Here is a 12,899-nt window from a genome sequence, read left to right as displayed (position 1 = left end):
AGAGTCACGGTGCCAGCGAAACTTTACAGAAAAACATGCTCTAAAGCCCACTTTTGAGACGCCAATATAGAAGTTTTTTTGCTCGCAAAATTTAACACGAGCGAGACAGCTCCCCATGATTTTGCGATAATCTCCGGCTGCATGAAACAATGTTAACTCACCACGAGGTTTGCGGTGTATAAAATCAACGAAGTGTTTGAAACCATTCAAGGTGAAGGCGTCTTTACAGGTGTCCCAGCCATTTTTGTTCGTCTGCAAGTCTGCCCGGTAGGGTGCGCATGGTGTGATACCAAACAAACATGGAGCGCCGAACCGCAAGATGAAGTCGCCATCGACACCATCATGGCAAAACGCGGTGACTCTCCCCTTTGGACCACACTGGATGCCGACGGGGTTGTCGCACTGCTGATTGCACAGCAGTATACCGCCAAGCATGTGGTCATCACGGGGGGTGAACCGTGTATTTATGATCTTCGCCCGTTAACCATGGCGTTAGATGCAGCCGGTTTCCAATGTCAAATTGAAACCAGTGGCACGTCAGAGGTGCTGGTAACGGATCGTACATGGGTGACCGTATCGCCAAAAATCAATATGAAGGCGAAATTACCGGTGCTTGCCAGTGCCCTTGAGCGAGCCGATGAAATTAAGCACCCTGTAGGGACTGAAAAAGACATCGAGCAACTGGATGATTTGCTGGCAGGCAAAAACCTGAAAACCAATGTGACCATCGCATTGCAGCCGATCAGCCAAAAACCACGCGCGACTGAGTTGTGCATTGAAACCTGCATCACGCGCAACTGGCGTTTATCGATTCAGACCCACAAATACCTGGCGATAGCCTAACCGCCATTACGTCTCGCGCTATTCTCATCCCCTGCGCGCGTCTCGCGGCTGTCTCAACGTTACGACAGCCGCCCAATCTACAAGACACGTCTCCCTTCTTAACATTGCCTCGGTGTGCACTCTCTATACTGAGCAAAAAAGTTAAGCAAAAAAGCAATAACACATCTTGTTTATTCATTGTGATTGTTTGGGGAATACCTATGCGCCGTTATCTAGGGAAATGCTTTTGGGCTGCCTGCAGCCTGCTCCTTGCTGCCTGCGGAGGCGGCACGGACACACCCACGCCTGTTGCCGGTACACCAACACCGGTGTCCAATACCTTCACAGTATCGGTCGATTTACCGGCCAGCATGGCACTGGCTCAGCGACAATCCACCTTGTTCCCCACCGCCTATGCGGACGCGGTGCAAGATCTCACCGAACAAAACTTTGCCGCCGTGTGGCTGGATAACACCGGCAAGGTATTTGAATCCATCGATATTACTCGCTGGGTTTCTCAGGGCGATGGCCGCTACGAACTTGATGCGGGCACACAATATCGCATCAATGCGGTACTGTTAATGAACCCCGCCGGTGTTCCGGTCTTCACCTTAGGGGAAGCCTTACCGGAAGGGCTTTACATGATCCCCCTCGCCACCGAACGGCTCGCCATTACGCTAGAATCGTCATTGGCCTATTACGCGTTTACTCAACGTGTGGTTCAAGATGGCAGCTGGGGCGTATTCAGTGAAATCTTTAATGATGCCCCGCAAGGTAAAGTGTTGTTTGCCTTGCAAGACATCAACAGCATGGCCACAGACATTAGCGATACCTTGTTTCCGAAAATCAGCGTGCAAGGCCTGACGCTGAAAGAGTTGATGACCTTGTCTATCGTGCAGTCCATGACAACCGGTCGCGTGGAACGTTTCTTTACTGAACAAGCCGCCGCCATTGCTGATATTCAAGCCATTTTAGGTGACGGTTACTGGCAGGTGGGGAGTTTCACCAATAATAGCGGCAGTGGCATTTTGGTCGACAGCACCCAATACGATGGTGTCGAAACCACGGTGAATAAATTTCGCTGGGAAAAGGCCGGGAATACAGACATTGCCCTCAGTGATTTTTTCACCTATTTCAGTGAATCGACCGCTTTCGGCACGGAAGACATTACCCATCAGGTATTAACCAGCGACGGCTGGAAAGGCTTATTCAGTTACCTGCGCGTGGTATTTGCCACCCAAACCACCGCCCTGCTGACGGATGCTGCCCTCTCGGTTGATGACAAAGCGGGGATCACGCTGGACGCCAACGTGTATTCACTGAACGGCAAAAAAATGCATGACTTTTTGTCGAGTAAAAACAATCATTACGTCACGCGTTATATCCAACCCGACGCGACATTCAGTGAAGGGGCCTCCGGCTTCTACTTTACCTGGCGTCCTGAAGGGGAAACCTACCTGCTTTGTGATACCAGTAATGATCAAGATACCTGCCGCGTGTCCCCGATTCAGATGCCCGATGCCGGTTATACCAGTCTGGATGAGGTGACCACCCCGCTAGCCAATATTGGCCCCGACATCACCGACGTCAACGGTTTTCGACTCAGTGACAACATTGTGGTCGAGCTGATTGATGACAATTTCTTTACCCTGCGTTACTGGAACAACATTGCGGGTGACGAATGGGCGGTTCAGGAAGTCGGCGCTTGGGCCCCCACCACCGTAGCAGGCCAATCGATCATTCGGTTTGATGTGCCCGACATCATTAAGCAGCTGGCGTCCAATTACCGCTTTAACAGTACCAATTTGTTCCTGATTGCAGATCGGGGGTTTGTCAATATCGGGGAAACCCTGCTGAAAAACACCGAATACCACTATTCGGGTTTTGATAATGACGCCAAAGCGCAAATCATCAGTGCTGCCAGTCGTGACAACCTGCCCCCCTTTGATAACTGTGACTTCGGCAATACGGCACAAGCCACCGCAGGGCTTTTCCTGAACGCCGTCACCGAATGTGGCGGGGATGAGCGGTTTACGGGAGCGCGCCTTGATGCTCTGATCGGCCATTCTTTAGTGCAAGTTTCAGAAGATGGCGAGATCAGCGCACACATTCTGCGTGACGGTAACACGTGGGAACTGTACCGTCATACCGATCTTGAAGCAGGGTCACGCCAGTGGGCACTCACCGAGGAAGGCTACCTTGCCCTCTTCCCGGATGACAGTGATAGCACCACCGTCAACCGCTGGGCCTTGACCCATTACGAGTACTCCCTGCGGTTATTGGCCATTAAGCAATTCAGCCAGACCGACAATAGCGCCACCATCAATAACGTGATGGCCCGTGAGTATGCCCCAGGCAGTTTAGCAGCCTGCTCGACGCTCGATTCTGGCTGGGATCAAGCGACGACCGCCCCCGTCACCACCCGCACGCTCGAGGAATACCAAAACCAAATCACCCAATGTAAAACCGTATGGTTTGATCGTAATCCCGTGTTGACCGAAACCCTGCTGATCGGCAATACCGGTGATAACAGTGATGATAAAGCCCTGCAATTTGCCAGTGACAGCTCGCGCTTCCTCAAACTGAGTGATGACTTCTCTGGCGATTATTTCCTTGGCCAATACGTGGATTCTGATGGCTGTGGTTTTAATATCGACATTCGCTGGAAAATCGACGATGACGGCACCTTGTATTACGAGGCGCTGGATGGATCCATGAATGAGCGTATTGCTCTCACCGATACCGATGGGCTAAAACTGGCCATCAAAGCGTTTAACCATCAAACCCGTTGGCAAGACGATGAAACATTATCGTTCGCCGCCACTGACGGTGAACTATGGAGTGACATTGTCACGTTAATACCGGCCAGTGACGTGCCTGATGTCACGCCAATTGAGCCGCCGCCAACACCACCAGCGGAAGGTGAAACGCCTACAGAAGGCGAAACCCCCACGGAGGGCGAAACACCTGGTGAAGGCGAGAACACAGAAGCGCCAGCGGGGCCACCTGCAGGAACAATCCTCAATGATGGGCAACAGTGTGCTTTCCTCGAGGAGACACCCTCCCCATAGTGGTACTGTCTCTTTACGACGGGCATCGACACCTGTCTATTGAGCACATACCCACTCACTACGCGCCACTCTCACTCGGGTGGCGCGTTCATAGAGGTGGCACATCTTTTGAGGCCATATCACAGCCCCATACCACCGATGCCCATGTAAATTCGCACAATTCTTGTGCGCCCCTCTCTATATTTCGTGCAATTGCGCCATCAAATTACGTTTTAAGGTCACAACAAGGCTTGAAGCGAAACGTAAGACAGGTAATATGTTGTCTTTGGACTGTGTCTAAGGGAATTCCGCCCTTAGTGAACACAAGTGAAGTGCCTTAACGGAGAATAATTTACACATGACTTACGCGCCTGTAACAGACGTACTTAGCGGTAAGCTCGCGGTAGACAGTGAAGTCACTGTTCGCGGCTGGATCCGTTCACGTCGTGATTCCAAAGCTGGGATCTCTTTCCTTGCCATTTATGACGGCTCTTGTTTCGACCCGATTCAGGCCGTGGTCCCTAATGAGTTAAATAATTACCAGGAAGAAGTGCTTAAGCTGACCACTGGTTGCTCTGTTGAGGTGACGGGTAAAATCGTTGCATCTCCAGCGAAGGGACAAGATTTTGAGCTTGCAGCCACTGACGTTAAAGTCGTGGGCTGGGTTGAAGACCCTGATACGTACCCAATGGCGAAAACTCGCCACTCTATTGAGTACCTTCGTGAAGTCGCACACCTACGTCCGCGTACTAACGTAATTGGTGCGGTTGCGCGTGTGCGTAACTGTCTATCACAAGCGATTCACCGTTTTTACCACGAGCAAGGCTTCTTCTGGATGTCTGCGCCACTGATCACAGCCTCTGACTGTGAAGGTGCGGGTGAGATGTTCCGCGTATCTACATTGGATATGGCGAACACACCAATGACAGCAGCCGGTGAAGTTGACTTTGATAAAGACTTCTTTGGTAAAGAAACCTTCCTAACGGTTTCTGGCCAGCTAAATGCTGAAACTTACGCTTGTGCACTAAGCAAAGTGTACACGTTCGGCCCGACATTCCGTGCTGAAAACTCGAACACTAGCCGCCACCTAGCAGAATTCTGGATGGTTGAGCCTGAAGTGGCTTTCGCTGAGCTGGATGACGTGGCTAAGCTAGCAGAAGACATGCTGAAGTATGTGTTCAAAGCGGTACTTGAAGAGCGTCGCGATGACCTTGAGTTCTTCGCTGATCGTATCAACAAAGACGCAATCACTCGTCTAGAGCAGTTCGTAACGTCTGACTTCGCACAGGTTGACTACACTGACGCTATCCAGATCCTAAAAGATTCTGGTCGTGACTTTGAGTTCGACGTTGAGTGGGGCATCGACATGTCTTCAGAGCACGAGCGCTACCTAGCGGAAGAGCACTTCAAAGCACCGGTTGTTGTGAAGAACTACCCGAAAGACATCAAAGCGTTCTACATGCGCATGAATGACGACGGCAAAACCGTTGCAGCGATGGACGTTCTAGCACCAGGCATCGGTGAAATCATCGGTGGTTCTCAGCGTGAAGAGCGCCTAGAGCTTCTGGATAAGCGTATTGCTGAAATGGGCATCGATGCTAGCCACCTTGACTGGTATCGTGACCTTCGCCGCTACGGTACGGTTCCACACTCTGGTTTCGGCCTAGGCTTCGAGCGTTTGGTAACATACGTAACTGGCATGGCAAACATCCGTGATGTGATCCCATTCCCACGTGCACCACGCTCTGCAAACTTCTAATCTGAAGTTCGCTCAAAAGCAGTAAAAAAGTCACCTTCGGGTGGCTTTTTTTTATACCCAGATTAAACGGGTCAATAGACTTGGTTACAGGGTTAGAATAAGCTTAGGCTATCCGCTTATCGCAGATAAGCAGCAACACTAATTCACATGAGTCAATTATGATCAGAGAAATCACCCTCACGCCAGCAAACCAATGGGCCAAACCCTTCGTATCAGAAGTTGCTGAAATTATTAACCTACTTAAAGAGTACGGTTATGATTCCGCCACCCTTGCCCTTTTAACTGGCCTACAAGAGAAAAAAATCTCTGATTGGATGTCACGTTACAAACGCGAACCTGAAAATCGTTCTGATATTCCCTACCCGTGCTGGTGTTTTCTGACCGCGCTTGTCGGCAGACCCAATATTCAAAATCATGGTCAACCGATTGATGTCGATGCCAGAAAAGTCATGCGTGCGTTCAAACCAACGGCGTTTAAAAATAAAACCGCCTTTGAAATGCCGAGCGAGAAAGAGTTTAAGCGCGTGATCGGTGACAACACGTTTACAGGCATCACCATCGAAAGCCTGTGTGACGCGTTTTTATGGAAGCCTGACCAACTCGCGACAAGCCTAGAGAAAAGCACGCTGCCTTTCTTGAACTGGTGCCTGATCCTTATGTTGTGTGGTTTCAACATTCAAAAAATGTTGCTCACTCAGCATGAAGGCGACATCGTACTGATTAAATAAACCTGTTTTTAATCAGGTCATTATTTCATCACGCTGTTATTCCAGCGATAAAAAAGGCTACCCTTGGGTAGCCTTTTCTTATTTATCGGTTTAATACCGCTTATTCTGCATCCGCCAGTGTTTCAGGGCGATCTTCTGGACGGAAATGGTATTGCACCGCCAGCAAGAAGTTACGCAAAATCTGATCTTTACACTCACGGTAGTGCTTGTTCTCTGGCTTTCTAAAGAACGCACTCAGCTCATGCTTGCTGATCGTGAAATTCACCGATTCCATCAATGCCAATACGTCTTCGGCTTTAAAATCCAACGCAATACGTAACTTCATGAAAATCATGTTATTGGTCAAACGAGACTCAGGCTCAGCCTGCGGACCTTCTTTCTTACCACGTCGGGTATTGATCAGACCATTAAGAAAAATGGCAAGTTCACGGTCGGAACATTTATCAATAAATGCACCATCATCATCTTTCTTCAACCAATCGCAAACTTGCTCTCGTGTTACCTCGTGGTCAGCAGAAGCAAAGATTTCAATCATCGCTGAATCATTAAAATCGAAGGTATAGCGAATACGTCGCAAGATGTCGTTGTTGAGCACAGTAAATCCTAGTAAAAATGCAGCATTGTCGACATGACGTACTGCGAAGTTGTGCTTCATTTTACCAGATATATACCCAATAAGTTTACTTACTGCGATTTAATCAACAGGGCCAAACTGCTATAGTGCGCGTTGACCCTATCAACACAGAAACAACATCCATGGATACCCAACCTAAAAACCCGCTGCATGGCGTAACGCTTCAAACTCTATTGAACGAACTTGTGGATCACTACGGCTGGGAAGAACTGGGTCGCATCGTAAAAGTACGTTGCTTCACCAGTGACCCAAGTATCAAGTCAAGCCTGAAGTTTCTTCGCCGCACCGAGTGGGCCCGAAAAGAAGTTGAGCAACTTTACCTCGACACATTCTTTATCGATTAAGTGGCCGATGCGATAGATAGCGAGACGTTATTTATCGCATCCCCCCTACACTTCCCGCCCATCCACCTTTACACCTCTTCCCCTGCCCACTGGGCGAACATACCATTAAGTGATATTTAGTGCATTTCACTTAAAGAATGGCATTTGTCTGTCATTTATCTATCCTACCCTGCGCTTTATAGGGCAAAAACACCATTATCAATGCTAGATTGACGCATTTTTCATCACAATATCGCCATTCATGTACCACACCATTCCCACCAGACAGCCAGTAAAATCGATCAAAAAATGACGGTTTATTCCCTCGCTTTAGCCCAATTTTAGTGACCCGCCACACAGTCAGATTATTATCTGACCAATTCTGTCGTCATTTTACTGTAACCCCACCCATGCACAGCGATCGCGCCCTCTCACGGCGTGACGTAAAAAACGCAACTACAAGGCATTCTCAAATTTTATTAAGCGTAATTGTTACAACTTCTTGTCAACCCCCTCTGTATAGAGGTATAAATAAGCTAATGACTGTTTATTCTTACCCCCCATGGACGATGACAATGTTTGAGAAAATTACCGCCGCACCGGCAGACCCGATTCTAGGCTTAACGGACGAGTTCAAAAATGACCCACGCGCAGAGAAGATTAACCTGGGCGTTGGCATCTATAAAAATGAAGCGGGCAACACACCAGTATTAGCCACCGTCAAGAAAGCAGAAGCCATTCTGCTAGAGAAAGAGACAACAAAATCTTACCTCAGCATTCCGGGTACCGCGGAATACGGCTTGGCTGTTCAACAACTGTTGTTCGGTGCGGATTCTCCTGTCATCTCATCAACACGTGCATTCACCGCACAAGCACCTGGTGGTACAGGGGCACTGCGTGTTGCCGCTGAATTTATCAAACGCCAGCTCGGTGATGTGAAAGTCTGGATCAGTAACCCAACGTGGGCAAACCATAATGGTGTGTTCGCAGCGGCAGGTCTTGAAACCGCACAATACACTTACTACAACGCTGAAACCAAAGACATGGATTTCGCCAGCACCCTCGCTGATCTGAATCAAGCATCGGAAGGTGATGTCGTTTTGCTTCACGGCTGCTGCCATAACCCAACCGGTATCGACCCAGATGCTGCGCAATGGCAGCAACTGGCTGATCTATGCGTAGAGAAGAAACTGCTACCGATGTTTGACTTCGCGTACCAAGGCTTTGCTAAGGGCGTAGAAGAGGATGCACAAGGTCTGCGTATTTTCGCTGACAAGTGTGAAGAACTGTTGGTCGCTAGCTCATTCTCGAAAAACTTCGGCCTGTACAACGAGCGTGTCGGTGCCTTCACGTTGGTGGCAAGAAACAGCGAAGAAGGGACGACAGCATTCAGCCAAGTGAAGAGTATCGCACGTGTGATTTACTCTAACCCACCGGCACACGGCGCTGCTGTGGTCACTGAAATTCTTAACGACCCTGCCCTACGTGCAGAGTGGGAGCAAGAAGTCGCAGACATGCGTGATCGCATCCAAGAAATGCGTACCTTGTTTGTACAAACACTAAAAGAAATGGGTGTTGACGCTGACTTCAGCTTTATTGAGCGCCAGAATGGCATGTTCTCATTCTCTGGCCTGAACAAAGATCAAGTGAATCGTTTGAAAGATGAATTTGCTATCTACATTGTTGGCTCTGGCCGCATCAGTGTTGCGGGCATGACCAAATCAAACATGCAGCCACTGTGCAAGGGCATTGCCGCTGTGCTTTAAGCAAGCAGCCAGCATAAGCGATTGCGCTTTACCGCAAGCTTTGACGCAAACAAATAAATAACGGGCCTCGCGCCCGTTATTTTTTGCGTGTTATTTTTACTTATCATCACGCGATTGATTGTCATGCTGTGTGTTATGCATATCGGTAGGCGCTGCTTTGGCTTCATCGACCGTTTTATCGATGGGGGCGTTTTGTTGTAAACGATGCTCAGCCAGACTTATCGAGAGGGAGGACGTTGCAAAAAAGATCCCTCTCATATTGGTTTTCCAGCTGCTCACGCCAAGGGCGTTTTGCAACCGGCACCAAATAGAACACATCACGTGACGTGTCAGTGACAAACGCCATGTCGTGTTGCATCAGCTCATAATGAATGTCGTGAATAAACCCTAAAGAAAAGCTTTGTCGCCCCGTTAATTGATTTATATCGGCACGTGTTAGGCTCACCCCTTGATCTTCACCTGCAAAGCGATTGCGCAGCCAGTCAGAAAACTCTCTAGCACTTATCATTGTCATACACTCGCCTCCTCGTCACTCTTCCCTGAAAAACTAAAAAAATGAGAATGAGTCCATTATTAATAAGTTATAGCAGAGTTAAGACATAACGACAGAGTAATCAATCAATAGGCAAGTAAAGTACGAAGGTGACGCAAGGATGAGACACCGTACAAAAAGCGTAAATCAGCGTATCGCGCAGAGAGAAAAGAGACGCAGAATAGATCAAAAATAGCAGGGAAAGTGACGCGCTGAAACCCACAAAGAAAGGAACGATGGCTCGATAAGTCGGCGGCAAGATAACGATAAAGATAAAAAGAAATAGCACCCGCCCCTGCTGACACAGGAACGGGTCTGGCGGCAAACACAATCTTAACGAAAGGTATTACTGAAAAAGGTCAGATAACCCCAATAAGATTGGGCTTAAAGTGCTTTGTAAAGTACCTTATTGCCTGCCAGTTGGATGCGTTCAACCAAGTTTTCTTCAACCAACTTTTTCAACGCACCAGTGGCCCATGAAGCGGCTTTCGCATCTTCCTGACCCGCTTGAAGACCAATCCCTTTAGGGTTAATGCCTTCAGCATGCTGAACCACGATATCCAGCACTTGCTGCTGCTTTGGCGTCAACGCCACATTCACAGCAACTGATGCTACCGCTTCAACTGGCTTAACCGCTTCAACAACAGGTTTCGCCGCTGGAGCAGCTTTTACTGTTTCTGCAGTTGGTGCTTTTTTCACAGCAGGTTTCGCTGCTGCTGGTTTTGCTGCTACTGCCACACCCTTAAGGCGCTTTTGCAGTTTTAGCTGAACTTTACGTTTGTGAGAGATTCTCATTAAATTTCCTACTCCGTTGCACTACTTTCAGTCACCACTATCTATCGAGGTAACCTTGTGGGTTGACCCGATATATCCAGCGGGAAAAAGTAAGCGCGTGTTATACCAAGGATGTCAGAGAATTGCCAGCAAACGGTTATTTAAGCTGCAACAAAAGACGATTTTACTCAAAAAGGAGAGACGGCATCTCATTTCTCCGAGTCTTACGCATACGCGCAAACGGCAAAGTATGTAGAAATTGAGTCAAGTTGCGGTCAAATTCAAAGAAATAGCAGAAAATACTGGATAAATAGCCATGTGCACATTATCGCTATAATGCCCTGTTTCTTATCATTATCTTTCGTCAAGTGATCCCGTTCGCGATTCCACAACGTAAGCCATACTGAGAGAAGTAAAGCTGTAACAGGATACGAATAATGCATCGCGAGTTGGAAACACATTACATCAAACAGCCACTTTCTTTCGCGCATGCCGGACTGTATGCCGGTGGCTTAGTGGGGGTGATTTTAGCCGCCGTATTGGGCTTTTTCTTCCCGATGATCGCCCCTTCTGCGGTCGCCATTTTGGTATTAGTCGCCGGACTCATGGCGTTATTGGGCTACAAGTATCAACAAGGGCCCGAGTTAACCTTCACCCTGACGTTTATGCATTTGCAGTTTCACAGCCACCAAGGCGGCTGGCTCGCGCGCTGGAAGAACATTGATCGTATTGCCCAAGCCAGTATCGCCAATAGCGGCTGGTACCAACCTATTCCGTGGGTTGGCGTTAAGCTCAAAGATTACAGCGAATTTGTCGATGCGATTTGCCCGCGTGTGGCCAGTAAATTACTTATCGAACAGCGAATTTTGCTGGTAATGGCGCACAAAAACATGGCCGATCCGCCCTATCAACTGGAAGACATTTTATTTGATGACAGCCCTTACACCACCCCGTCAGGGCATGTGTTAAAAGGACTGCAAGCGATGCTAGCTAACCGCATGCGTTATAACCGCACGTTTTTGGGGTATGACTTTTTCATTTCTGAAGATTTTCTGGATCGCCCTGCCGCCGATTTCGCGGGGCTCGCCCGCCGCTATCTGGCCGCCGCGTGATCACTGAAAGCGACGCATTCAGCAAACCGGCAACCCGATAGCAGCGCTAGGTGTTTAACGCGCCACGCTGGCCTGCGCTTTTAAGAATGGCAGCAATAATAATCCAACCGTGCCCCCAGCAACCGCAATCACGGTGAAAAAGCCCGTCCAATGGAACTGCTCGACAATCAACGCCAGCGGATACCCTGCCATGGCCGCCCCCATGTAAGCAAACAGCCCAACAAACCCCGTCGCCGCGCCCGCAGAGTCTTTATGGGAGCACTCCGCCGCCGCCATGCCAATCAACATTTGTGGACCGAACACGAAAAAGCCCACGGCAAAGAAACAGCCCGCTAACAACACATCACTGTCGATGGGCATTAGCCACAAGGCTGACACGGACAGGAAGATGCCAATGGCAAAAATGAGGTTCATCGGGCCACGGTTACCGCCAAACCAACGGTCAGAGCCCCAGCCTGCCACCAGCGAGCCGACAAAGCCGCCGACTTCAAACAATGACAACGCCATGTTGGCTTGTATCAGGCCGTAGCCTTTTTGTTCGCTCAGGTAGAGGTTGCCCCAATCGTTAATCGCGGTGCGAACGATGTAGACCAACACGTAACTGAAGGCCAACAACCAGATGTATTTATTTCGGATCACGTATTTGGCGAGGATCTCACGGTGACTCAACCCTTGCCCTTCTCGTTCTTGCGCCAGTTCCAAATGATCCTGCCGCCATTCCCCCACCGTTGGCAGCCCCAATGTGACGGGTTTATCCCGCAGTCGCCAGCAAAGAAAGAGCCCGATGACCATCGCAATCACGCCCGGCACGATGAAGCCCATCCGCCAGCTGGCGTGCAAGGTCAGGTAGCCCACCAATAGGGGGATCAATGCTCCACCCACATTATGGGCGGTATTCCAGATCGACCACCAATGGCCACGCTCTGAGCGCGAATACCAGGTTGTCATGAGTTTAGAGCACGGTGGCCACCCCCAACCTTGGAACCACGCATTGAGTACCCACAAACTCATCAGCACCCAAAGTGCATCGGAAAAGCCAAACGCGATATTGATCACGCCAGTGGCAAATAAGCCGATCCCCATGAAATAGCGCGGGTTCGACCGATCAGACACCACGCCTGACAAAAACTTAGAGGCACCATAAGTCAGATAAAACAACGTGCCCATCATGCCGATGTCGGATTTCTCCAGCCCCAAATCCACCAGCATGGACGGCATCGCATAGTTAAAGTTCTTACGGGTAAAATAGAAGACGGCATAACCCACATACATGGTGAACATGATATGAAAACGCCAGTAACGGTACGTTTCTGCGATCTCTGCCGGTGCTTTTCCTGAATGTAGATTTTGCCCTGATTGTTGTGATTGCAAGGGCTGTGAGAGCGGTGAAGAACCCATG

11 protein-coding genes are annotated in these 12,899 nt (G+C 49.2%); 7 read left to right on the top strand and 4 right to left on the bottom strand.

The features are described from left to right. The first annotated feature begins 174 nt into the window (after window positions 1–174). The 4 genes from queE (at window position 175) to ACSF8W_RS05485 (ending at window position 6,359) form a co-directional block, all read left to right on the top strand. Window positions 175–843, top strand: a complete 669-nt coding sequence (queE, locus tag ACSF8W_RS05500) for a 7-carboxy-7-deazaguanine synthase QueE (RefSeq protein WP_500845742.1) — start codon at window positions 175–177, stop codon at window positions 841–843. A gap of 200 nt (window positions 844–1,043) precedes the next feature. Next, on the top strand, window positions 1,044–3,893 hold the full coding sequence (locus tag ACSF8W_RS05495; protein WP_500845740.1) for a hydrogenase expression protein HypA: 2,850 nt from the start codon (window positions 1,044–1,046) through the stop codon (window positions 3,891–3,893). A 337-nt stretch (window positions 3,894–4,230) separates the two neighbouring features. Continuing rightward, window positions 4,231–5,631 (top strand): asparagine--tRNA ligase, encoded by a 1,401-nt coding sequence (gene asnS / locus ACSF8W_RS05490; protein ID WP_500845738.1) that lies wholly within the window; start codon window positions 4,231–4,233, stop codon window positions 5,629–5,631. Between the two features lie 158 nt (window positions 5,632–5,789). Beyond that, window positions 5,790–6,359 carry a hypothetical protein gene (locus tag ACSF8W_RS05485; RefSeq protein ID WP_500845736.1) on the top strand — a complete coding sequence of 190 codons (570 nt, stop codon included), beginning with the start codon at window positions 5,790–5,792 and terminating at the stop codon, window positions 6,357–6,359. Between the two features lie 100 nt (window positions 6,360–6,459). On the opposite strand, the gene ACSF8W_RS05480 is transcribed toward ACSF8W_RS05485, so the two are convergent. After that, the gene (locus ACSF8W_RS05480; RefSeq protein ID WP_500845734.1) at window positions 6,460–6,954 is read right to left on the bottom strand and encodes a YehS family protein; all 495 of its coding nucleotides are present in this window, start codon (window positions 6,952–6,954) and stop codon (window positions 6,460–6,462) included. Window positions 6,955–7,115: 161 nt separating this feature from the next. Between ACSF8W_RS05480 and ACSF8W_RS05475 the strand changes: the two genes are divergently transcribed. Together ACSF8W_RS05475 and ACSF8W_RS05470 are read left to right on the top strand one after the other, a co-directional pair. After that, on the top strand, window positions 7,116–7,337 hold the full coding sequence (locus ACSF8W_RS05475) for a VF530 family protein (protein WP_500845732.1): 222 nt from the start codon (window positions 7,116–7,118) through the stop codon (window positions 7,335–7,337). Between the two features lie 554 nt (window positions 7,338–7,891). Next, on the top strand, window positions 7,892–9,082 hold the full coding sequence (locus tag ACSF8W_RS05470) for an amino acid aminotransferase (protein WP_500845730.1): 1,191 nt from the start codon (window positions 7,892–7,894) through the stop codon (window positions 9,080–9,082). A gap of 208 nt (window positions 9,083–9,290) precedes the next feature. Here the strand turns inward: ACSF8W_RS05470 and ACSF8W_RS05465 are convergent, their stop codons facing one another. Both ACSF8W_RS05465 and ACSF8W_RS05460 read right to left on the bottom strand, forming a co-directional pair. After that, window positions 9,291–9,596, bottom strand: a complete 306-nt coding sequence (locus ACSF8W_RS05465; protein WP_428476363.1) for a hypothetical protein — start codon at window positions 9,594–9,596, stop codon at window positions 9,291–9,293. Between the two features lie 402 nt (window positions 9,597–9,998). Next, the gene (locus tag ACSF8W_RS05460) at window positions 9,999–10,409 is read right to left on the bottom strand and encodes a MarR family transcriptional regulator (RefSeq protein WP_500845728.1); all 411 of its coding nucleotides are present in this window, start codon (window positions 10,407–10,409) and stop codon (window positions 9,999–10,001) included. A gap of 416 nt (window positions 10,410–10,825) precedes the next feature. Here ACSF8W_RS05460 and ACSF8W_RS05455 point away from each other — a divergent pair, with 416 nt between their 5' ends. Next, on the top strand, window positions 10,826–11,500 hold the full coding sequence (locus ACSF8W_RS05455; RefSeq protein ID WP_500845726.1) for a DUF2982 domain-containing protein: 675 nt from the start codon (window positions 10,826–10,828) through the stop codon (window positions 11,498–11,500). 54 nt (window positions 11,501–11,554) lie between these two features. Here ACSF8W_RS05455 and ACSF8W_RS05450 read toward each other — a convergent pair whose 3' ends face one another. Beyond that, entirely contained in the window at window positions 11,555–12,898 is a 1,344-nt protein-coding gene (locus tag ACSF8W_RS05450) for an MFS transporter (RefSeq protein ID WP_500845725.1), read from the bottom strand. Window position 12,899 lies beyond the last annotated feature (1 nt).

Source organism: Photobacterium sp. 270122K (genome assembly GCF_059941365.1).
Note: the sequence above shows the minus strand (reverse complement) of the source record. Positions and strands in the feature narration are given on the sequence as shown.